Source organism: Billgrantia hypersalina (assembly GCF_052584175.1).
Genome location: NZ_JBMIQI010000011.1, coordinates 61,524 through 81,769, shown reverse-complemented (window position 1 = coordinate 81,769; position 20,246 = coordinate 61,524). Strand labels below are relative to the sequence as shown.

The window sequence follows — 20,246 nt, the reverse complement described above, 5'->3', positions numbered from 1 at the left end:
CCGGAACCCGCATGTCCGCAACGACTAACGCGCTAACACCAACACTCGACCTGGCCATGGAGCTGATCCGCCGGCCTTCGGTCACGCCCGACGACCTGGGTTGCCAGGCGTTGATGATCGAACGCCTGGAGCGGCTCGGCTTCCATGTCGAGCGCCTGCCCTTCGGCGACGTGGAGAACTTCTGGGCCACCCACGGCCATCACGGCCCGGTGCTGGCCTTCGCCGGCCATACCGACGTGGTGCCGAGCGGACCTCACGTTCACTGGGACTTCCCTCCGTTCGAGCCCTGCATCGACGACGATGGCATGCTGCGCGGCCGCGGCGCTGCCGACATGAAAGGCAGTCTCGCAGCGATGATCACCGCGGTGGAGCGCTTCGTCACGGCGCACCCCGACCACCAGGGACGCATCGCCTTCCTGATCACTTCCGACGAGGAGGGCCCTGCGGTGGACGGCACGCGGGCGGTGGTCGAGCACTTGCGAGAGCGCAACGAGCGACTCGACTACTGCATCGTGGGCGAACCCTCCTCCACCGACATGCTCGGCGACGCGATCAAGAACGGCCGCCGCGGCTCGCTGGGTGGCGTGCTGCACGTTCGCGGGGTTCAGGGCCACGTGGCCTACCCGCACTTGGCCCGCAACCCCATCCACCAGGCCATGCCGGCACTCGACGCCCTGGTGCGCGAGCACTGGGACGGAGGCAACGACTTCTTTCCCGCCACCAGCTTCCAGATTTCCAATCTGCGCGCCGGCACCGGTGCCACCAACGTCATTCCCGGCGACGTGGAGGTGGTGTTCAACTTCCGCTTCTCCACCGAAGTGACCCACGGACAGCTACGCAGCCGCACCGAGACGATCCTCGATGCCCATGGACTCGAGTACCAGCTCGACTGGACACTCAACGGCGAACCTTTCCTGACCGCCGAGGGGGAACTGGTGGAAGCCGCCCTGCATGGCGTGGAGAGTGTGGTCGGGCGCCGTCCGCGGCTCTCCACCAGCGGCGGCACCTCCGACGGCCGCTTCATCGCCACGCTGGGCAGCCAGGTGGTGGAGCTGGGCCCACGCAACGCCACCATCCACCAGGCCAACGAGCGCGTGCGTGCCGCCGACCTGGACGACCTGAGCCGGATCTATGAAGCGATCCTGGCCCGGCTCTTCGTCAATGGCACCGCCCAGCCTTGACCACGCCAAGAGAGAACGACATGCCAGACCAGCACGATAGCCAGATGCGCTACCCGGATATCGAGGTCTACCTGCGCCAGGCCCCGCTCGAGACTCTCAACGCCTGGCTCGGCGAGCGGTTGGGTGCCGCCCCGTTGCGCGGTGCCGGACGTCACAAGTGGCAGACCCATGGCCGCTGCGCCGGGCATGAGATCCCGGTGCTGCTGGTGGAGAAGGCGGCCGATGGCTTCGCCAGCCTGTGGTTCGACAGCTCGCATACTCCATGGTCGCGAGACTGCGACTGCGCCCGCGACGCCGCCTCCCGCCTCGGCTGCGAAGTGCGCTGTTCGCTCGGCGGCTGGCAGCCCGGCGACGATCCGGATCGCTTCTGGCAGGTACTGCCCGACGGCAGCGAAGGCCCAATCGACTGGCCCGACTCCGGCCAATGACCGAAACGACATCGCCTGATCCAGCGCCGGCGCTTCGCTCACGTTATTACCGTGACGTCGTCGGCCTGTAGCCCCCTCTCATTCTCGATCACGTGATAGCGAACCTTCTGCCCTTCGGCTAGGGTACGATGCCCCCTGCCGCGAATGGCGCGAAAATGCACAAAGACATCCTCTCCGCTTTCACGCTTGATGAAGCCGTACCCCTTGTTGACATTGAACCACTTGACCTCGCCGATCTCGCGATCGTCGTTCTCGACGTCGGTCAACACGGCCAGCCTGGGACTGAAGGCATGCAACGCCAGTGTGGCAACGAGCAGCAGCGCGAAGACGGTGAGGCCCACGATGACATAGCCCACCACGAAGCCGTCGGGCTCCAGCAGGGTGAGAAGCTGCTGGGGCAGGCCGACATCGGCCAGGGCGAGTGACAGGGCGATCAGCAGCGGTGCCGGCAGCGCCAGCAGCAGGCTGATCAGCAGACAGCGAAAGATAACCTTGCGATTCATGGATCCGTATTGCTCACTTGTTATGTGGAATTGAAGAAACAGGATGCCCGATGACGACGCAACACGAGGCCCCGTCGACCAATGAAGGTGTCACGATGAACGGCGACACGCAGCGCGACGATTCTAGCATGCCCCTGGAGCATGCGCTCGCCACCCGATTGGAGGCGCTGGAGAGCCGTATCGCCTATCAGGAGCACTGGCTGGATACGCTGGACCAGGCGGTGGCTGCCCAGGAGCGGCGCCTGGCTCAGCTCGAAAGGATCAATACGCTGATGCAGGAGAAACTGCACGACCAGCAGCGGGCGCTGCAGGAAGCGGACATGGCGGCACCTGGCCCGCAGGACGAAATACCGCCACATTACTGACCGAGGCCGACGGTTGTTGGCGCCGCCAAGGCAAGCGGCGCGCTTGTCGCCAAGCAAGCCGCGAACGCATCGCCGATAGTACCAGCGGCCTCGCCCTTACAGGTCGTCGAGGTAACGCTCCGCATCCAGCGCCGCCATGCAGCCGGTGCCGGCGGAGGTCACCGCCTGGCGGTAGACGTGATCCATCACGTCGCCAGCGGCGAATACGCCCGGGACGCTGGTGGCGGTGGCGTTGCCCTCGAGGCCGGACTTTACCTTGATGTAGCCATCCTGCATCTCCAGTTGCCCCTCGAAGATGCCGGTGTTGGGGCTGTGACCGATGGCGATGAACAGCCCCGGCGCCTCGATCTCCTTCACGCCGTCGTCGACGGTGGAGCGGATACGTACACCGGTCACGCCGCTGGCATCGCCCAGCACTTCCTCCACCACATGATTCCACTCGAACACCACGTTGCCGCTCACGGCCTTCTCGCGCAGGCGATCCTGCAGGATCTTCTCGGCACGCAGGCTGTCGCGGCGGTGCACCAGGGTCACCTTGGAGGCGATGTTGGAGAGGTAGAGCGCTTCCTCCACGGCGGTATTGCCGCCACCCACCACCACGACCTCCTTGTTGCGATAGAAGAAGCCGTCGCAGGTGGCGCAGGCCGACACGCCCTGGCCCATGAACTGCTGCTCGGACGGCAGCCCCAGGTAGCGTGCGCTGGCGCCGGTGGCCACGATCAGCGCATCGCAGGTATAGCTGCCGCTGTCGCCCTTGAGGGTGAAGGGACGATTGCGCAGGTCCACCTCGTGGATATGGTCGAACAGCACTTCCGTGTCGAAGCGCTCGGCGTGGCGCTTCATGCGTTCCATGAGTTCCGGCCCCTGCACGCCGGCATCGTCGCCGGGCCAGTTATCCACATCCGTGGTGGTGGTCAGCTGCCCACCGGCCTGAATGCCGGTAATCAGCACCGGCTTGAGGTTGGCACGTGCCGCGTAGACGGCGGCGGTGTAGCCGGCCGGGCCGGAGCCGAGAATGATCAGGCGTTCGTGACGCGCTTCGCTCATGAAGGGAGTCCTCGCAGCTCGAAAACGGGATGAGGCTTGTCGTGTCGCCCCGGCCGCTGTCGTGACAGCCAGCCGGAACATAAGGTTGCCGCCATTGTACCAGCCTCTGACGTTCGAGGCGTGATAAGGGCCCCCTCATGACGTGACTACAGCACCTCGTCATCGCGCCCCAGCATGAGGGCGTCGAGCTCGCCGGTGGTGGGCGACACCTCCAGCCGCAGCTGGATGGGGGCGCAGCAATAGGGGCAGTCTTCCCACGTCTGGTGACTGCCCTGTGTGATATCGACCAACAGGTCGAAAGGCATGCTGCAATACGGGCAATGCACCGGATGGCTGTCGAGCCGCTCTTCATGCATGACGGAACCTCCCGAGCGCCAGCCCACCCCCCCAACAAAGCGTCGGCGCTGCGCTACGGACTTTCGTTGAGCATAGAAACCTTGGGCAACGCTTGAAAGGGAGACCTATCATGACCATGTGTTAGGCATGAGATCGAAGACAAGGATCGCTCAATACCGTGACAGGAGGCCTACATGAGCCGTGACGAGATGCCGGATACCCTGCAGACCCTGGAGGCCGGTGGTACCACCTATCACTACTACAGTCTGCCGCAGGCCGCCGACGCCCTGGGCAGTATCGACAGGCTGCCGAAGACGCTGAAGATTCTGCTGGAGAACCAGCTGCGATTTGTTCATGACCCGAGCGTGGCACGCGAGGATCTCCAGGCGCTGGTCGACTGGCAGCAGGGCGGCCGCTCCGACCGCGAGATCGGCTATCGCCCGGCCAGGGTGCTGATGCAGGACTTCACCGGCGTTCCCGCCGTGGTCGACCTGGCCTCGATGCGTGCCGCCGTCGAGAAACTCGGCGAGGACCCTGCGCGTATCAACCCGCTATCGCCGGTCGACCTGGTCATCGACCACTCGGTGATGGTCGACAAGTTCGGCAATCCCACCGCCTTCAAGGACAACGTCGCCATCGAGATGGAGCGCAACCGCGAGCGCTACGAGTTCCTGCGCTGGGGTCAGCAGGCCTTCGACAACTTCAGTGTGGTGCCGCCGGGCACCGGTATCTGTCACCAGGTCAACCTGGAATACCTGGGCCGCACGGTGTGGACCAAGGAGGAGGACGGCAAGACCTTCGCCTACCCCGACACCCTGGTGGGTACCGACTCGCACACCACCATGATCAACGGCCTTGGCGTGCTCGGCTGGGGCGTGGGCGGCATTGAGGCCGAGGCCGCCATGCTCGGCCAGCCGGTCTCCATGCTGATTCCCGAAGTGGTGGGTTTCAAGCTCACCGGCAAGCTCAGGGAGGGTATCACCGCCACCGATCTGGTACTGACGGTGACCCAGATGCTGCGCAGCCGCGGCGTGGTGGGCAAGTTCGTCGAATTCTATGGCGACGGTCTGGCCGACCTACCGCTGGCCGACCGTGCCACCATCGCCAACATGGCACCCGAGTACGGCGCCACCTGCGGCTTCTTCCCGGTCGACGACGAGACCCTCGCCTACCTGCGCCTGACCGGTCGCGAAGAGGCCCAGGTCGAGCTGGTGGAGGAATACTGCAAGGCCCAGGGGCTGTGGCGTGAGCCCGGCGACGAGCCGATCTTCAGCGACACTCTGCATCTCGACCTGGGCGATGTCGAAGCCAGCCTGGCCGGCCCCAAGCGGCCTCAGGATCGCGTTGCACTGAAGGACATGAAGGCTACCTTCGAGAAGCTGATGGAGGGCGAGAAGAATGGCAAGGCCCTCTCCAGCGAGGAGAAGGGGCGCTTCCTTTCCGAGGGCGGCCAGACCGCTGTGGATGTGAAGGAAAGCTACGAGCACCATGACAGCCAGAACGTCGAGCTGGACGGCGAGCAGTTCATGCTCAACCCCGGCGCCGTGGTGATCGCCGCTATCACTTCATGCACCAACACCTCCAACCCCAGCGTCATGCTCGCCGCCGGCCTGCTGGCGCGCAACGCCCTGGCCAAGGGCCTCAAGACCAAGCCCTGGGTCAAGACCTCGCTGGCGCCAGGCTCCAAGGTAGTGACCGAGTACCTCGATGCCGGCGGCGTCAGCGACGACCTCGATGCACTGGGCTTCAACCTGGTGGGCTACGGCTGCACCACTTGTATCGGCAACTCCGGTCCGCTGCCGCCACCCATCGAGAAAGCGATCGAGGATGGCGACCTCACTGTAGCTTCGGTGCTCTCGGGCAACCGCAACTTCGAAGGCCGAATCCATCCGCTGGTCAAGACCAACTGGCTCGCCTCGCCGCCGCTGGTGGTGGCCTACGCTCTCGCCGGCAACGTGCGTCTCGACCTCACCCGCGACCCGCTGGGAGAGGACCAGGACGGCAACCCGGTCTACCTGCACGATATCTGGCCCTCCCAGGCCGATATCGCCAACGCGGTGGAGAAGGTCAAGACCGACATGTTCCGCAAGGAGTATGCCGAGGTATTCGAGGGCGATGAAACCTGGCAGACGCTGCAGGTGCCGCAGAGCCAGGTTTACGAGTGGTCGCCCTCCTCCACCTATATCCAGCATCCGCCCTTCTTCGAGGGGATGGGCCGCGACCCCGAACCGATCGAGGACGTCAAGGACGCCCACATCCTCGCCTTGCTGGGCGACTCGGTGACCACCGACCATATCTCGCCGGCCGGCGCGATCAAGCCCGACAGTCCCGCCGGGCGCTATCTGCAGGAGCACGGCATCAAACCGGTGGACTTCAACTCCTACGGCTCGCGGCGCGGCAACCACGAGGTGATGATGCGCGGCACCTTCGCCAACGTGCGTATCAGAAACGAGATGCTCGACGGCGTGATCGGTGGCGAAACCCGTCATGTCCCATCGGGGGAACAGATGGCGATCTACGATGCCGCCATGAAGTATCAGGAGAAGGGAACGCCGCTGGTGGTGGTGGCCGGCAAGGAGTATGGCACCGGCTCGTCACGCGACTGGGCGGCCAAGGGTACGCGCCTGCTCGGCGTGCGCGCGGTACTCGCCGAGTCCTACGAGCGCATTCACCGCTCTAACCTGATCGGCATGGGCGTGGTGCCGCTGCAGTTCCCCGAGGGCGAGAGCCGCACGACCCTCGGCCTGACCGGTGACGAGACCGTCTCCATCGAGGGACTCTCCCACCTCACCCCGGGGGGCAAGGTGGCAGTGACCGTCAAGAGCGACAAGGGCGAGAAGCGTATCGAGGCCCTCTGCCGCATCGACACGGCCAACGAGCTGGAGTACTACCGCCACGGCGGCATTCTCCACTACGTGCTGCGGCGGATGATCGGCGCGGCGTAACCCCGTCCCTTCATACCGCGCTCAAGCAAAGGCCCTGCCGGTTACCCCGGCAGGGCCTTTGTCATGTCACGGCCAGGACCCTGTGTTTCAGCGCCTCCTTTCATCACGGGTCGTCGAGCGCATAGGATCGGGGCCTATCAGAACGCGCGGCGGCGGTAGTACCTGTACCCCGGCGTCCAGCTGCTACGCTCGATGGCCTCGCGCAGCTTGATGCCATCGGTGCGCAGCGCCACGCCCTCCTGCTGGGCCTGTGCGGCCACGTCGAAGGCGATGGCCTTGGAGAGTTCGCGGATCTGCGACAGCGGTGGCAACAGCGCCCCCTCGCCCTCTTTCACCAGCGGCGCCTCGCGGGCCAATGCCCGGGAGGCGGACATCAGCATGGCATCGGTGACGCGCCTGGCGCCGCTGGCTACCACCCCCAGGCCGATACCGGGAAAGATATAGGCGTTGTTGCACTGAGCGATGGGATAGGTCTTGCCGTCGTGCACCACCGGCATGAAGGGGCTGCCGGTCGCCACCAACGCCTGGCCGTCGGTCCACTCGAGTACGTCCGCTGGTGTGGCCTCGGCGCGGGAGGTGGGATTGGAGAGCGGCATGATCACCGGGCGCTCGCAGCCGGCGTGCATGGCCCGAACCACATCCTCGGAAAACAGCCCCGGCTGGCCCGATACGCCGACCAGCACCGTCGGCTTCACATGCCGTGCCACTTCGAGCAGGGACTGATCCTGCCAGCCTTCGACGAGCGAGGGGTCATGGGCCAGGCGGCGCTGAAAATCGCGTAGCCACGCCTGGTCGCTGGTGACCAGCCCCTCACGGTCGACCATGAACACGCGGCGCCGCGCCTCCTTCTCGGTGAGCCCCTCCGCCTGCATCGCCACGACCACCTGCTCGGCAATGCCGCAGCCGGCGGAACCCGCACCGACGAACACCACGCGCTGATCGGCAATGGTTTCCTCGCGAGCCTGGCAAGCCGCCATCAGCGTACCCACGGCAACGGCCGCCGTGCCCTGCACGTCGTCATTGAAGCAACATAGCTGATCGCGATAGCGCTCCAGCAACGGTACGGCGTTGGCCTGGGCGAAATCCTCGAACTGCAGCAGCACGCGGGGCCAGCGCCGCTTCACCGCGGCGATGAACTCGTCGAGGAAGGCGTCATACTCCTCCTGGGAGATACGCGGATGACGCCACCCCATGTACATGGGATCGTCGAGCAGGGCCTGGTTGTTGGTGCCAACGTCGAGCGTGATCGGCAGCGTGTAGGCGGGGCTGATGCCACCGCAGGCGGTGTAAAGCGCCAGCTTGCCGATGGGAATGCCCATGCCGCCGATGCCCTGGTCGCCGAGGCCGAGGATTCGCTCTCCATCGGTCACCACGATGACCTTGACCTTGTCCTTGGTGGCGCTGCGCAGGATGTCGTCGATTCGCTCCCGGTCGGGGTAGCTGACGAACAGGCCGCGGTGACTGCGATAGATGTTGGAGAACTCCTCGCAGGCCTGGCCCACCGTGGGGGTGTAGATGATCGGCAGCATCTCCTCGAGATGCTGCATCACCAGGTGGTAATAGAGTGTCTCGTTGTCGTCCTGGATCGCCCGCAGATGAATGTGTCGCTCCAGGTCGCTATGGCATTGCTGGTACTGGCGGTAGGCCCGCTCGGCCTGTTCCTCGATGGACTCCACGTTCTGCGGCAACAGCCCGATCAGGTTGAACTCGAGACGCTCCTCGCGGGAAAAGGCACTGCCTTTGTTGAGCAGCGGCATCTCGAGCAGCGAAGGGCCAGCGTAGGGAATATAGAGTGGACGTTTGCTTTCGGGCATCTCTTGTCTCGATACGGTGACTGGAACCGGGCCGTAGGGAAACATTCGGCAGGGCCGCGTTTCCCAAGCGCTCTGGCGGCGCTCTTGGCGCCAACTCTATCACGCCTCTGCCATCGTGGCGCATCAACTGACCCTGGCTCGGGTCCTGTCGCTGGGCGGTCGGTCGAAAAACCGCGGACGCAGCCGCACGCCGAGCCTGTTGCCGGCGAAGCCCGCCAGCAGCAGCGCGCTCAGTCCCTAAGAATCTGACGCGGTCGTTTCGCCTCCCGTGAAGTGGCCATGTGACGCCTCCTCTCAGTTCGCTCCTGTAGGTTGGCAAGTTTGGCGGAAGCACGCCAGGCGGGGCTAAAAGCAGCGGGGCGCCCGAAGGCGCCCCGCAGGAGGACGTTACGTATCAGACGAAGCGGCCCAGCCCCACGGCCTGACGCAGCTTGTCCATGAACGGCGCGGCCTCGGCACGCGCCCGCTCGGCGCCCTTGAGCAGTACGCTCTCGATATGCCCCGGTTCCTCCATCAGCGCCTGGTAGCGTTCCCGGGGTTCGCGCAGCCGCGCGTCGAGGTGCTCGAACAGGCGGTTCTTGACCTCGCCCCAGCCGATGCCGTTCTCGTACTCGCGGCGCATCGCCTCACGCTCCTCGCGGGTGGCGAAGGCGGAGTAGATCTGGAACAGGGTGCAGCCCTCGGGATCCTTGGGCTCGCCGGGTTCCAGCGAGTTGGTCTTGATCTTGCGCACCAGCTTGAGCAGCTTCTTCTCGGAGACGAACAGCGGGATGGTGTTGTTGTAGCTCTTGGACATCTTGCGCCCATCGAGGCCGTTCAGCACCGCCACGTCGTCGTCCACCACGGCTTCGGGCAAGGTGAAGAACTCGCCCTTGAAGAGGTGGTTGAATCGCCCTGCCATGTCGCGGGCCATTTCGATGTGCTGGACCTGATCGCGGCCCACCGGCACCTTGTGCGCATTGAACATCAGGATGTCGGCCGCCATCAGCACCGGGTAGCCGAACAGCCCCATGGTGATGCCCTTGTCGGGGTCCTGGTTGCCGGCCGCCTCGTTTTCGGCGACCGCCGCCTTGTACGCGTGGGCGCGGTTCATCAGCCCCTTGGCGCACACGCAGGAGAGCATCCACATCAGTTCGGGAATCTCGGGAACGTCCGACTGGCGGTAAAAGATGGCGTTGTCAGTGTCGAGGCCCAGCGCCAGCCAGGTGGCCGCAATCTCCAGGCGAGATTCCTGTACCCGCTTGGGATCCTGGCACTTGATCAGCGCATGCAGGTCGGCAAGGAAATAGTAGGATTGCACGCTCGGGTCCTGGCTCGCGGCGATGGCGGGCTTGATGGCACCGACGTAGTTACCCAGGTGAGGGGTCCCGGTGGTGGTAATACCGGTGAGAACGCGGGTCTTCTGGGAAGCTGCACTCATGAGGAAAGCGGACTCTGCTGTCGGAAATGCCCGCTATGGTAACGCGAGGGCGCGGTCAAGGCGACCTGCCGTGACGATGCTCGAAACCAGCCTCTGCGGGCCATGTGAGCTGCAGTGATGCATCTGTCGGGACCTGGCTGGAGGCCCGGGGACAGGTCGAAGCGGAGAATTCTTCAGGGATGAAGAATCTCGCGTCCCGCGAGGGGCTTAGAGCGCCCCCGCATCGACCTGTCGCCGGGGCTTTTTCACCGAGTCGTGCCGTTACCGCACCAAGCTGGCGGGGTCGACGCTTTCAAGGCCAAAGGCTTCGGCCACGGCGCGGTAGGTGACCTGGCCGTCGTGGACGTTCAACCCCGGCAGGAAGTGGGCATCATCGGTCAGCGCCTGCTTCCAGCCCTTGTCGGCCAGGGCGAGGACGAACGGCATGGTGGCATTGGTCAGCGCCTGGGTGGAGGTGCGTGCCACCGCACCCGGCATGTTGGCCACGCAGTAGTGGACGATGCCGTCGACGATGTAGGTCGGCTCGGCATGGGTGGTTGCACGGCTGGTCTCGAAGCATCCGCCCTGGTCGATGGCCACGTCCACCAGTACGCTGCCGGGCTTCATGTCGGCCAGCATCGCGCGGGTGATCAACTTGGGCGCGGCAGCGCCGGGAATCAATACGGCGCCGACGATCAGGTCGCTCTCGCGCACCGCCTCGTCGATGGCATCGGCGGTGGAGAAGACGGTCTTCATGCGGCCCTGGTAACGGTCGTCGAGAACTTCCAGTCGCGGGATCGACTTGTCGAGCACGGTCACCTCGGCGCCCAGGCCCAGCGCCATACGGGCGGCGTTCTCGCCTACCACGCCACCACCGATCACGGTGACTCTGCCAGGAGCTACGCCGGGTACGCCGGGCAACAGCACGCCGGAGCCGCCCTGGGCCTTCTCCAGACTGTGCGCACCGGCCTGGATTGCCATGCGGCCGGCCACGGTACTCATCGGGGCCAACAGCGGCAGGCCACCCTGGCGGTCGGTGACGGTTTCGTAGGCGATGCAGGTCGCACCGCTTTCCATCAGCCCACGGGTGAGCTTCTCCTCGGCTGCCAGGTGCAGATAAGTGAACAGGGTCTGGCCACGGGTGAGGCGCGCGACCTCCTCCGGCTGTGGCTCCTTGACCTTGAGGATCAGCTCCGCGCCGGCCCAGAGGGTGTCGACGTTCGCCTCGAGACTGGCTCCCGCCGCTTCGTAGTCGGCATCGAGGAAGCCGGCACCCTCACCGGCACCGACCTGGAGGGTCACCGAGTGACCGCGCGTCACCAGTTCCCGAGCGCCGGTGGGGGTCAGGGCGACGCGATATTCGTGGTTCTTGATTTCCTTCGGCACGGCGATCTTCATGGGCACCTCCCGAGCGTTCAACGCCTGTTGTTAGGATAAGACAGGCGAATTACAGCACAGGCAGGCCAAACATGAAGCACCGGTGAGCAAGAACGGCAAAAATTCAGGAAATGGAACTTTCGAGCAGAAAATCAGGTTTTCAAAGCATGTTTCAGCAAAAAAATTTTAGCTTTATACGGCAATGAGGGCATCCCCGTAGATGGCCACGTACTCCGCAGGCAGTCGCCGCGGCCGGCCGCTGGAGAGTTCGATGCAGGCAAAGCGGGTGCTGGCCCGCAGCAAGGTCCGGCCGTCAGCGGGCCGAATCAGTTGGAAGCGTCGTGTCAGGGTGAGGCGGCCGTCGCAACCCACGATCCAAGTGGCCAATTGCAGACGTTCCCCCTCGAAGGCCGGCGCCAGGTAATCGAGCTCATGGCGATGCACGGCCATGGCGCGGTCCAGCTCGCGATAGCGCGCCAGGTCGAGGCCAAGATGCTCTGAATGGGCCCAGCTCACCTGCTCGACCCAGCGCAGGTATTCGGCATTGTTGGCATGTCCGTACTCATCGATGGCAGAGCCCTCCACCTCGAGTTCGACGATGAACGGGTCGGGAAGATCCCACTTCAGTAACATGCTGCTCTCCTCGGTGGGCTATCTCGTCAGGTCAAGCTCTTGTCGTGCCGCAGCACCAGCAAGTGTCGAACGCGCCTTCCAGCGCCTCGCCACAGCCGGAACAGGTCCATCCCGGTGCCTCGCTGATGCCCGTCATGGCCTCATGGATCAGGGCTTCGGCGCGCTCGCGGTTGTGCGGTGCCACCCAGACCTCGGGCTCGCACTCGCCCAGCGGCAGTTCGCCGGCACCGCCACCCAGCACCATGTTACGCAGCTCCACGGGAATGCCCGCCGCCGCCAGCACGTTGCGTACGTGGCTGACCAGCAGCGCATTGGAGTGGGCGAAGACGCGAACGTAGCCGATCATGTCAATCCCTGAAAACTCTCACGCCCAAGGCCTTCAGGTAGGCGGTTTCGGGGATGGCCGGGTGGACCGGATGGTCCCCCGCCTGGTGCCCCTGGTAGATCAGCTGGCCGTGACGATCCTGGTGACGCACCGCACCTCGAACTACCTCCACCAGACGCTCCTGGGCCAGGTGCATGGAGCACGAGGCCGACAATAGCAGGCCATCGCGGCCCAGCAGTCGCATGGCTTCGCGGTTGAGCCTGGCGTAGGCACGCTCGCCGTTGGGAATGTCCTTGCGCTTCTTGATGAAAGCCGGCGGGTCGAGGATCACCACGTCGAACTGTTCGCCGTCGGCTTTCAGCGCCGCCAAGGCTTCGAAGGCATCGGCCTCGCCTACCGCCACCTGCTCGTGCAGACCGTTCAGGGCCGCGTTCTCGGCGACCCGCTCCAGGGCCTGGGCACTGGCATCGATGCATAGCACTTCGCTGGCACCGTGGGCCGCCGCCTGCACGCCCCAGCCGCCCACATAGCTGAACACGTCCAGCACCCGCTTGCCGGCGACGAGGTTGTTGAGCCAGGCGCGGTTGGCGCGGTGATCGAAGAACCAGCCTGTCTTCTGCCCGTCGAGCACCGGCACGTGAAAGCGTACGCCGTTCTCCTCCAACAGTACCGGACCGGTGAGCTCGCCCTTGGCCACGGTGACCTGGCGTTCGAGCTGCTCCTGGCGGCGTCCGGAGGAGTCGTTCTTGAACACGATGACCCGCGGCGAAAGCACCTTGTCCAGTGCCGCCACGACCTCCTCGGCCAGGCGCTCCATGCCCAGGGTGTTGAGCTGAACCACCAGCACGTCGTCGAAGCGGTCCACCACCAGCCCCGGCAGCAGGTCGCCTTCGCCATGTACCAGCCGATAGAACGGCATGGCATAGAGGCGCTGGCGCAGCGACAGCGCCTGGTTGAGGCGATGCACCAGCAGCGAACGATCGAGACGCATACCGGGATCGCGCGATACCACCCGCGCGCAGATCAGCGAGTTGGGATTGACGTAGGCCACGCCCATGGCCTTGCCGTTGGCGGCTTCGACCACCACCTGGGCGCCCGGCTCGAGCCCCTTGAGCGGTGTCGCCTCGATGTCGACCTCGTTGGAGTAGAGCCACAGGTGACCGGCCTTGAGGCGACGGTCGGCGTTCTTCTTGAGGCGCAGGGTCTGGGTCATGGTGGGTCTCTTGATTAGGAAAAGTCAGCGCTGACAAGCCGGACAGAAGACACTGGCTCGCTGGCCCAGCGTCACCAGGCGCAGCTCACCGTTGCAGCGACGGCAGCCTTGGCCGTGGCGGCCATAAACGTTGAGGCGTTGCTTGAAATAGCCTGGCTCGCCGGTGCCGCTGACGAAGTCGCGCAATGTGGTTCCGCCCTGGGTGATGGCCGCCGCAAGCACCTCGCGAACTGCCGCTGCCAGCCGCTCGTAGCGCTCGCGGGAGATGCGCCCCGCCGCGCGGCGCGGATCGATGCCGGCCAGGAACAGCGCCTCGCTGGCGTAGATATTGCCCACCCCGACGACCACCGCATTGTCCATCAGGAATGGCTTGACCGCCATGCGCCGACCGCGCGAGAGGCGGTAGAGCCGTTCGCCGTCGAAGGCGTCCGACAGCGGCTCGGGCCCCAGGTTCGCCAGCCGCGGATCACGCTCGGCGTCGACGGCCAGCCAGTCGACGAAGCCGAAGCGACGCGGGTCGTGATAACGCAGGATGACGCCGTCGCCGAACACAAGATCGATATGGTCGTGCTTTTTCGGCAGCTCGCCCAGCCGGGCGATGCGCAGGCTGCCCGACATACCCAGATGCCAGAGCAAGCTGCCGGCAGCTTCGCCCTCGAGAGGCAGCAGCAGGTACTTGGCTCGCCGCGCCAGGGTGCCGATGCGAGAGCCCACCAGGCGGTCGATGAAATCGTCGGGCACCGGCACGCGCAGACGCGGCTGACGCACGATCGCCTCGACGACCTCGCGTCCCTCCACGTGAGGCGCGATACCGCGGCGGGTGGTCTCGACTTCGGGAAGTTCGGGCATGATGCGATATCCGGGAAACAGATACGCCTGAACCCGGCCATGAGACCGGGTTCAGGAGGACAGGTCTTGCTACCTGCGGCTGGAAGCCTCAAGCCTTGCCGGGGCCCGCCATGGCGGGCCTGCACACGGCTTACTTGATCTTGGCTTCCTTGTACATCACGTGCTTGCGGACGACCGGATCGTACTTCTTGAATTCGAGCTTGTCCGGCGTGTTCCGCTTGTTCTTGTCAGTGGTGTAGAAATGGCCGGTACCGGCGCTGGATACCAGCTTGATCTTGTCACGCATGACTGCTTACTCCCTGAATGATCGCTTAGACGGCTTCGCCGCGCTTGCGGATGTCGCTGAGCACCGCGTCGATGCCCTTCTTGTCGATGATGCGCATGCCCTTGGAGGAGATGCGCAGCTTGACGAAGCGATTCTCTGACTCCACCCAGAAACGGTGGGTGTGGAGATTCGGCAAGAAGCGACGACGAGTCTTGCGCTGGGAGTGTGAAACGTTGTTACCAGTTACCGGGCGCTTGCCGGTAACCTGACATACTTTGGACATGGGAGCCTCCAACCGCTTGGCCAGGTGGTCAAACCTGTGTGTTCAAAACCTGTCGGGCAAACCGGGAACGACCCCGTTGTCATTTGACCCAAGGGAATTCAAAGGCTGCACTTTATAGCAGAGTGCGCCCCGGCAGGCAATAGTAGCGGCGCATTCTACACTCCCTGTCCGCTAAAGCCACCCTCTCTCCGCGAAGGAGACCACCTCCCCGTCGCCGACGACGAAGTGATCCAGCACACGTATCTCGAACAATCCCAGCGCCTCGCGCAGCCGCTCGGTGATGCGCCGGTCGGCATGAGAGGGTTCGGCCACGCCCGAGGGATGGTTGTGGGCGAAGATGATCGCCCCGGCACCCAGCTCCAGCGCGCGTCGCGCCACCTCACGGGGATAGACCGATGCACTGTCCAGCGTGCCACGAAACAGCGACTCGAAGCGGATGACGCGGTGCTGGGTGTCGAGGAACAGCGCGGCGAACTCTTCGTGGCCCAGGTGACGCAGCTGGGTAGCCAGATAGCTGCGCACCAGGGTCGGCGAGGTCAAGGCGTTGCCGCGGGCGAGCTGCGCGGCCAGATGACGCTTCGACAATTCGAGAGTGGCCTGAAGCTGCACGAACTTGGCCATGCCCAACCCGCGCTCGGCGCAGAAGCGTGTCTGGTCGGCCTCCAGCAGCTGACGCAAGCCGCCGAAAGCCGTGAGCAGGTCGCGTGCCAGATCCACCGCCGAGCGCCCCGCCACGCCCACACGCAGGAAGATCGCCAGCAGTTCGGCGTCCGAGAGCGCCTCGGCGCCCAGCGCCAGCAGTTTTTCCCGCGGGCGTTCCCCTTCGGGCCAGTTGCGAATCGACATCCCGTGTCTCCTTGCTACGCTTCCTGGTGAGTAGGAGTCAGTAATTGTAACCGATCGACACGAAAGGCTGCGGCTGCGCAACTTCAACGGCAGTGGTAAGGTAGGCGGTCGGTATCAGTGCAGGAAGTCACCATGGCAATGCAGACCGTCAATCGGCTCGCCGGCCGGCGCATCCTGCTCGGCATCAGTGCCGGCATCGCCGCCTACAAGAGCGCCCAGCTCGCCCGGCTGCTCAAGCAGGCGGGCAGTGAGGTCCGCGTGGTCATGACCGAGGGCGCTCAGGCCTTCATCACGCCGCTGACGCTGCAGGCGCTGACCGGCGAGCCGGTGCGCACCTCGCTGCTCGACCCCGAAGCCGAGGCCGGCATGGGCCATATCGAGCTGGCCCGCTGGGCCGAGACGATCCTGATCGCCCCGGCCACCGCCGACCTGATGGCACGGCTCGCACAAGGCATGGCCGACGACCTGCTCACCACCCTGTGCCTGGCCAGCGAAGCCGAGAAGCTGCTGGCGCCCGCCATGAACCAGGCCATGTGGCGACACCCCGCCACGCAACGCAACGCCACCCGCCTCGAGCAGGACGGCTGGCGACTGCTGGGCCCTGCCAGCGGTGACCAAGCCTGCGGCGACGTGGGGCCGGGTCGCATGCTCGAGCCCGAGGCGATCGTAGCCGAGCTCATCCCGCAGGCCGACGGGGCAGCGCCCACCCCGCTCGCTCCCCCGGAGAACCCATCAGCCCAGGGCCTGCATATCGTGATCACCGCGGGTCCTACCCGCGAGCCCCTCGACCCGGTGCGCTATCTTTCCAACCACAGCTCGGGAAAGATGGGCTTCGCCCTGGCCGCCGCCGCCGTCGAGCTCGGCGCACAAGTCTCCCTGATCAGCGGTCCCGTGAGCCTGCCGACTCCCGAGGGCGTGACGCGTATCGACGTGGAGACGGCACAGCAGATGCACGAGGCGAGCCGACGCCTGGCGGGCGAATGCGATATCTTCATCGGCTGCGCCGCCGTGGCGGACTACCGCGCCGAGTCGGCAGCGGAGCACAAGATCAAGAAGCGCGAGGGCGAGGATGGCCTGACCCTGAGACTGGTCAAGAATCCCGACATCATTGCCGATATCGCCCAGGCGCGCGATGCGGCCGACGGGCGCCCCCTGGTAGTGGGCTTCGCTGCGGAAACCCGCGACCTGGAGGCTTACGCCCGAGACAAGCTCGAACGCAAGCGGTTGGACATGATCGTCGCCAACGACGTTTCCCACGCCGGTCTCGGCTTCGGTGCAGACGACAACGCCGCCTTGCTGCTGTGGCGCGACGGCGACGGTGAGGGCGGCGAGGGTCTGCCGCCACAGCCCAAGACCCAGCTTGCCCGCGCGGTGATCGTGCGAGCGCTGGGCTGCCTGGCCTCGCGCCCCGTACACTGAACCCCTGTTATTGTCCCGAACATCAGCGAACCCGACGGAATGACCATGCCCGATTCACCACAAGCCAGGCCTACCGCCCGACCGCGCCTGGAGGTCAAGGTGCTCGACGTGCGGTTGCACGACTACATGCCGCAGTATGCCACCCTGGGCTCTGCCGGGATGGACCTGAGGGCCCTGCTCGACGAACCGCTGACCCTCGAACCCGGTCAGTGCGAGCTGATCCGCACGGGGCTCGCCATTCATATCGGCGACCCGGGGCTCGCCGGGATGATCCTGCCGCGCTCGGGGCTGGGCCACAAGCATGGCATCGTGCTCGGCAACCTGGTCGGCCTGATCGACTCCGACTACCAGGGGGAGCTGATGATCTCGACCTGGAACCGCGGCAGCACCGCCTTCGTACTGGAGCCATTCGAGCGTCTGGCCCAGTATGTGCTGGTGCCGGTGGTGCAAGCCGAGCTCGAGGTCGTCGACGACTTCGAGGCCAGCCTGCGCGGCGAGCGCGGCTTCGGCAGTTCGGGCCGCCACTGACATACGATGCATCGCAGCCGGCCGTTCCAGGGAAGGAACTGCCGGCGGCGCCTATCGCAACCTGGACACATGTATCTACCACTGTCTGACAAGGAACCGCTATGAGCCAAGTCAAGAACAGCAGCGTACCGGCCTCCATCTTCCGCGCTTACGACATTCGGGGCATCGTTGACGACACCCTGACCGAGACCACCGTCGAGAAGATTGGCCGGGCGATCGGCTCGGAAGCCGCTGCACGCAACGAATCCACCGTCGTCGTGGCCCGCGACGGCCGTCTCTCCGGCCCGCGGCTCAGCGAGGCGCTGATTCGCGGCCTGACTGCCGCCGGGCGCGACGTGATCGACATCGGCATGGTGCCCACGCCGGTTCTCTACTTTGCCACCCACGTGCTCGACGGCACTGCCTCGGGCGTGATGGTCACCGGCAGCCACAACCCGCCGGACTACAACGGCTTCAAGATCGTGCTGGGCGGCGAGACGCTCTCCGGCGAAGCGATCACCGCGCTCTATCGGCGCATCGAATCCGGCGACCTCAGCGAGGGCCAGGGGAGCGTGCGCCAGGACGACCTGCGCGACGCCTATCTCGAGCGTATCGTCGGCGACGTCAAGCTGGAACGCCCGATCAAGGCCGTGGTGGACTGTGGCAACGGTGTGGCCGGTGAGCTCGGCCCCAAGCTGATCGAGAAGCTCGGCGCCGAGACCGTGCCGCTGTTCGCCGAGATCGACGGCAACTTCCCCAACCACCACCCCGACCCCGGCAAGGTGGAGAACCTGCAGGACGTGATCCGCGCGGTGAAGGAGACCGGCGCCGACATCGGCCTGGCCTTCGACGGCGACGGCGACCGCCTCGGCGTGGTCACGCCGAGCGGCAAGCTGATCTACCCCGATCACCTGATGATGGCCTTCGCCGAGGACATGCTGTCGCGCAACCCCGGCGCCCGGGTCATCTTCGACGTCAAATGCACCGGCAACCTGGCGGGCGTGGTCGAGCGTGCCGGCGGCACGCCCGAAATGTGGCGTACCGGCCATTCGCTGATCAAGGCGCGCATGAAGGAAACCGGCGCGGCGCTCGCCGGCGAGATGAGCGGCCATATCTTCTTCCAGGAGCGCTGGTACGGCTTCGACGACGGCCTCTATGGTGCCGCCCGGCTGCTGGAGATCCTGTCCAAGCAGGAAGAGGACGCCGACACTTTCTTCGCCCGCTACCCGCAGGATATCGGCACGCCCGAGATCAACGTGCACGTGACCGACGAGAACAAGTTCGACCTCGTCGACAAGCTGGCCCGCGAGGGCGACTTCGGCGACGATGGCGTCAAGACCACCCTCGACGGTATCCGCGTCGACTACCCCGACGGCTGGGGCCTGTGCCGCGCCTCGAACACCACGCCGGTACTGGTGCTGCGTTTCGAGGGCAAGAACGACGCCGCCCTGGAGCGCATACGCCAGCGTTTCGCCGACGCCCTCGCGCAGGTCGACCCGGCACTGACGCTGCCGAGCTGACGGCGGCGTTTCCGTATCCTTTAAGGAAGGACCATGACCGAAACGACTCGTGACCCGCGGCTGGTGGTGGAAGTGCTTTCCGAAGCACTTCCCTACATCCAGCGCTTCTCCGGCAAGACCGTCGTCGTAAAGTACGGCGGCAACGCCATGACCGAGGACACCCTGATCGACTCCTTCGCGCGCAACATGGTGTTGATGAAGGAGGTCGGCATCAACCCGGTGGTGGTGCACGGCGGCGGACCGCAGATCGGCGATTTGCTGGGCAAGCTGAAGATCGAGTCGCGCTTCGTCAACGGCATGCGGGTCACCGACTCGCAGACCATGGACGTGGTGGAGATGGTCCTCGGCGGGCTGGTCAACAAGGGAATCGTCAACCTGATCAACCAGTGCGGCGGCAAGGCGATCGGCCTCACCGGCAAGGATGGGGCCCAGATACGCGCGCGCCAGCTCAAGGTGGAGCACAAGACACCCGAGATGACCGTCCCCGAGATCATCGATATCGGTCACGTCGGCGAAGTCGAGCATGTCTCCACTGACCTGATCGAGATGCTCGCCGAGCGCGACTTCATCCCGGTGATCGCGCCTATCGGCGTCGATGCCAAGGGGCACAGCTACAACATCAACGCCGATCTGGTGGCCGGCAAGGTGGCCGAAGCGCTCGGGGCGGAGAAGCTGATGCTGTTGACCAACGTCGCCGGCCTGATGAATGCCGAAGGCGAGGTGCTCACCGGGCTGACGACCGCCCAGGTGGATGCGCTGATCGCCGACGGCACCATCCACGGTGGTATGCTGCCGAAGATCCGCTGCGCGCTGGAGGCCGTCAAGGGAGGGGTCAAGAGCGCTCATATCATCGACGGCCGCGTGCCTCACGCCACGCTGCTGGAAATATTCACCAACGCGGGTGTCGGCACCCTGATCACCGATGCCGAACAGCAAGGGAACGACAGCGCCTGAGGCCAGGCGCCTCGGGCCATCTCAATAACCAGAAGAC

The 20,246-nt window shown here is 65.2% G+C and carries 21 protein-coding genes; 8 read left to right on the top strand and 13 right to left on the bottom strand.

Annotation, left to right across the window (positions count from 1 at the left end):
* The first annotated feature begins 11 nt into the window (after nucleotides 1–11).
* Both dapE and ACOJCM_RS07420 read left to right on the top strand, forming a co-directional pair.
* A complete protein-coding gene (gene dapE / locus ACOJCM_RS07425) occupies nucleotides 12–1,181 on the top strand; it encodes a succinyl-diaminopimelate desuccinylase (RefSeq protein WP_445211426.1) in 1,170 nt (389 codons plus the stop codon).
* Between the two features lie 20 nt (nucleotides 1,182–1,201).
* Entirely contained in the window at nucleotides 1,202–1,609 is a 408-nt protein-coding gene (locus ACOJCM_RS07420; RefSeq protein WP_445211425.1) for a hypothetical protein, read from the top strand.
* Between the two features lie 38 nt (nucleotides 1,610–1,647).
* Here the strand turns inward: ACOJCM_RS07420 and ACOJCM_RS07415 are convergent, their stop codons facing one another.
* Nucleotides 1,648–2,112: a cold-shock protein gene (locus ACOJCM_RS07415; RefSeq protein WP_445211424.1), complete on the bottom strand. Its 465-nt coding sequence runs from the start codon at nucleotides 2,110–2,112 to the stop codon at nucleotides 1,648–1,650.
* Between the two features lie 50 nt (nucleotides 2,113–2,162).
* Here ACOJCM_RS07415 and ACOJCM_RS07410 point away from each other — a divergent pair, with 50 nt between their 5' ends.
* A complete protein-coding gene (locus ACOJCM_RS07410; protein ID WP_445211423.1) occupies nucleotides 2,163–2,477 on the top strand; it encodes a SlyX family protein in 315 nt (104 codons plus the stop codon).
* A gap of 96 nt (nucleotides 2,478–2,573) precedes the next feature.
* On the opposite strand, the gene trxB is transcribed toward ACOJCM_RS07410, so the two are convergent.
* Together trxB and ACOJCM_RS07400 are read right to left on the bottom strand one after the other, a co-directional pair.
* Nucleotides 2,574–3,524, bottom strand: a complete 951-nt coding sequence (trxB, locus tag ACOJCM_RS07405) for a thioredoxin-disulfide reductase (protein ID WP_445211422.1) — start codon at nucleotides 3,522–3,524, stop codon at nucleotides 2,574–2,576.
* A gap of 146 nt (nucleotides 3,525–3,670) precedes the next feature.
* Entirely contained in the window at nucleotides 3,671–3,880 is a 210-nt protein-coding gene (locus tag ACOJCM_RS07400; RefSeq protein WP_445211421.1) for a CPXCG motif-containing cysteine-rich protein, read from the bottom strand.
* A 174-nt stretch (nucleotides 3,881–4,054) separates the two neighbouring features.
* Between ACOJCM_RS07400 and acnA the strand changes: the two genes are divergently transcribed.
* On the top strand, nucleotides 4,055–6,805 hold the full coding sequence (gene acnA, locus ACOJCM_RS07395) for an aconitate hydratase AcnA (protein WP_445211420.1): 2,751 nt from the start codon (nucleotides 4,055–4,057) through the stop codon (nucleotides 6,803–6,805).
* 137 nt (nucleotides 6,806–6,942) lie between these two features.
* Here the strand turns inward: acnA and ACOJCM_RS07390 are convergent, their stop codons facing one another.
* The 10 genes from ACOJCM_RS07390 to radC form a co-directional block, all read right to left on the bottom strand.
* A complete protein-coding gene (locus ACOJCM_RS07390) occupies nucleotides 6,943–8,619 on the bottom strand; it encodes an NAD-dependent malic enzyme (protein ID WP_445211419.1) in 1,677 nt (558 codons plus the stop codon).
* A 394-nt stretch (nucleotides 8,620–9,013) separates the two neighbouring features.
* Complete coding sequence (locus ACOJCM_RS07385) at nucleotides 9,014–10,039, bottom strand: tryptophan--tRNA ligase (protein WP_445211418.1); 1,026 nt, start codon at nucleotides 10,037–10,039, stop codon at nucleotides 9,014–9,016.
* Between the two features lie 261 nt (nucleotides 10,040–10,300).
* Nucleotides 10,301–11,416, bottom strand: a complete 1,116-nt coding sequence (gene ald / locus ACOJCM_RS07380; protein ID WP_445211417.1) for an alanine dehydrogenase — start codon at nucleotides 11,414–11,416, stop codon at nucleotides 10,301–10,303.
* Between the two features lie 171 nt (nucleotides 11,417–11,587).
* On the bottom strand, nucleotides 11,588–12,022 hold the full coding sequence (locus tag ACOJCM_RS07375) for an acyl-CoA thioesterase (protein ID WP_445212061.1): 435 nt from the start codon (nucleotides 12,020–12,022) through the stop codon (nucleotides 11,588–11,590).
* Nucleotides 12,023–12,059: 37 nt separating this feature from the next.
* Complete coding sequence (locus ACOJCM_RS07370) at nucleotides 12,060–12,374, bottom strand: putative signal transducing protein (protein ID WP_445211416.1); 315 nt, start codon at nucleotides 12,372–12,374, stop codon at nucleotides 12,060–12,062.
* A 1-nt stretch (nucleotide 12,375) separates the two neighbouring features.
* Complete coding sequence (locus tag ACOJCM_RS07365) at nucleotides 12,376–13,566, bottom strand: class I SAM-dependent rRNA methyltransferase (protein WP_445211415.1); 1,191 nt, start codon at nucleotides 13,564–13,566, stop codon at nucleotides 12,376–12,378.
* Nucleotides 13,567–13,590: 24 nt separating this feature from the next.
* On the bottom strand, nucleotides 13,591–14,415 hold the full coding sequence (mutM, locus tag ACOJCM_RS07360; RefSeq protein ID WP_445211414.1) for a bifunctional DNA-formamidopyrimidine glycosylase/DNA-(apurinic or apyrimidinic site) lyase: 825 nt from the start codon (nucleotides 14,413–14,415) through the stop codon (nucleotides 13,591–13,593).
* A gap of 130 nt (nucleotides 14,416–14,545) precedes the next feature.
* Nucleotides 14,546–14,701, bottom strand: a complete 156-nt coding sequence (gene rpmG, locus ACOJCM_RS07355) for a 50S ribosomal protein L33 (RefSeq protein ID WP_016417370.1) — start codon at nucleotides 14,699–14,701, stop codon at nucleotides 14,546–14,548.
* A 25-nt stretch (nucleotides 14,702–14,726) separates the two neighbouring features.
* Nucleotides 14,727–14,963 (bottom strand): 50S ribosomal protein L28, encoded by a 237-nt coding sequence (rpmB, locus tag ACOJCM_RS07350; RefSeq protein ID WP_149328717.1) that lies wholly within the window; start codon nucleotides 14,961–14,963, stop codon nucleotides 14,727–14,729.
* Nucleotides 14,964–15,134: 171 nt separating this feature from the next.
* Nucleotides 15,135–15,809: a RadC family protein gene (gene radC / locus ACOJCM_RS07345; RefSeq protein WP_445211413.1), complete on the bottom strand. Its 675-nt coding sequence runs from the start codon at nucleotides 15,807–15,809 to the stop codon at nucleotides 15,135–15,137.
* A 132-nt stretch (nucleotides 15,810–15,941) separates the two neighbouring features.
* Here radC and coaBC point away from each other — a divergent pair, with 132 nt between their 5' ends.
* From coaBC to argB, 4 genes are all read left to right on the top strand, one after another.
* The gene (gene coaBC / locus ACOJCM_RS07340) at nucleotides 15,942–17,228 is read left to right on the top strand and encodes a bifunctional phosphopantothenoylcysteine decarboxylase/phosphopantothenate--cysteine ligase CoaBC (RefSeq protein WP_445211412.1); all 1,287 of its coding nucleotides are present in this window, start codon (nucleotides 15,942–15,944) and stop codon (nucleotides 17,226–17,228) included.
* Between the two features lie 45 nt (nucleotides 17,229–17,273).
* Entirely contained in the window at nucleotides 17,274–17,756 is a 483-nt protein-coding gene (dut, locus tag ACOJCM_RS07335) for a dUTP diphosphatase (RefSeq protein ID WP_445211411.1), read from the top strand.
* A gap of 101 nt (nucleotides 17,757–17,857) precedes the next feature.
* Nucleotides 17,858–19,255, top strand: coding sequence for a phosphomannomutase/phosphoglucomutase (locus ACOJCM_RS07330; protein ID WP_445211410.1), 1,398 nt, complete (start codon nucleotides 17,858–17,860; stop codon nucleotides 19,253–19,255).
* Nucleotides 19,256–19,288: 33 nt separating this feature from the next.
* Nucleotides 19,289–20,209 carry an acetylglutamate kinase gene (argB, locus tag ACOJCM_RS07325; protein ID WP_445211409.1) on the top strand — a complete coding sequence of 307 codons (921 nt, stop codon included), beginning with the start codon at nucleotides 19,289–19,291 and terminating at the stop codon, nucleotides 20,207–20,209.
* The last annotated feature ends 37 nt before the right edge of the window (nucleotides 20,210–20,246 follow it).

Bases quoted from the DNA above. Each gene is read 5' to 3' on its own strand.
- dapE (WP_445211426.1), top strand. From the start codon at position 12: ATGTCCGCAACGACTAACGCGCTAACACCAACACTCGACCTGGCCATG.
- ACOJCM_RS07420 (WP_445211425.1), top strand. From the start codon at position 1,202: ATGCCAGACCAGCACGATAGCCAGATGCGCTACCCGGATATCGAGGTC.
- ACOJCM_RS07415 (WP_445211424.1), bottom strand. From the start codon at position 2,112: ATGAATCGCAAGGTTATCTTTCGCTGTCTGCTGATCAGCCTGCTGCTG.
- ACOJCM_RS07410 (WP_445211423.1), top strand. From the start codon at position 2,163: ATGACGACGCAACACGAGGCCCCGTCGACCAATGAAGGTGTCACGATG.
- trxB (WP_445211422.1), bottom strand. From the start codon at position 3,524: ATGAGCGAAGCGCGTCACGAACGCCTGATCATTCTCGGCTCCGGCCCG.
- ACOJCM_RS07400 (WP_445211421.1), bottom strand. From the start codon at position 3,880: ATGCATGAAGAGCGGCTCGACAGCCATCCGGTGCATTGCCCGTATTGC.
- acnA (WP_445211420.1), top strand. From the start codon at position 4,055: ATGAGCCGTGACGAGATGCCGGATACCCTGCAGACCCTGGAGGCCGGT.
- ACOJCM_RS07390 (WP_445211419.1), bottom strand. From the start codon at position 8,619: ATGCCCGAAAGCAAACGTCCACTCTATATTCCCTACGCTGGCCCTTCG.
- ACOJCM_RS07385 (WP_445211418.1), bottom strand. From the start codon at position 10,039: ATGAGTGCAGCTTCCCAGAAGACCCGCGTTCTCACCGGTATTACCACC.
- ald (WP_445211417.1), bottom strand. From the start codon at position 11,416: ATGAAGATCGCCGTGCCGAAGGAAATCAAGAACCACGAATATCGCGTC.
- ACOJCM_RS07370 (WP_445211416.1), bottom strand. From the start codon at position 12,374: ATGATCGGCTACGTTCGCGTCTTCGCCCACTCCAATGCGCTGCTGGTC.
- ACOJCM_RS07365 (WP_445211415.1), bottom strand. From the start codon at position 13,566: ATGACCCAGACCCTGCGCCTCAAGAAGAACGCCGACCGTCGCCTCAAG.
- mutM (WP_445211414.1), bottom strand. From the start codon at position 14,415: ATGCCCGAACTTCCCGAAGTCGAGACCACCCGCCGCGGTATCGCGCCT.
- rpmG (WP_016417370.1), bottom strand. From the start codon at position 14,701: ATGCGTGACAAGATCAAGCTGGTATCCAGCGCCGGTACCGGCCATTTC.
- rpmB (WP_149328717.1), bottom strand. From the start codon at position 14,963: ATGTCCAAAGTATGTCAGGTTACCGGCAAGCGCCCGGTAACTGGTAAC.
- radC (WP_445211413.1), bottom strand. From the start codon at position 15,809: ATGTCGATTCGCAACTGGCCCGAAGGGGAACGCCCGCGGGAAAAACTG.
- coaBC (WP_445211412.1), top strand. From the start codon at position 15,942: ATGGCAATGCAGACCGTCAATCGGCTCGCCGGCCGGCGCATCCTGCTC.
- dut (WP_445211411.1), top strand. From the start codon at position 17,274: ATGCCCGATTCACCACAAGCCAGGCCTACCGCCCGACCGCGCCTGGAG.
- ACOJCM_RS07330 (WP_445211410.1), top strand. From the start codon at position 17,858: ATGAGCCAAGTCAAGAACAGCAGCGTACCGGCCTCCATCTTCCGCGCT.
- argB (WP_445211409.1), top strand. From the start codon at position 19,289: ATGACCGAAACGACTCGTGACCCGCGGCTGGTGGTGGAAGTGCTTTCC.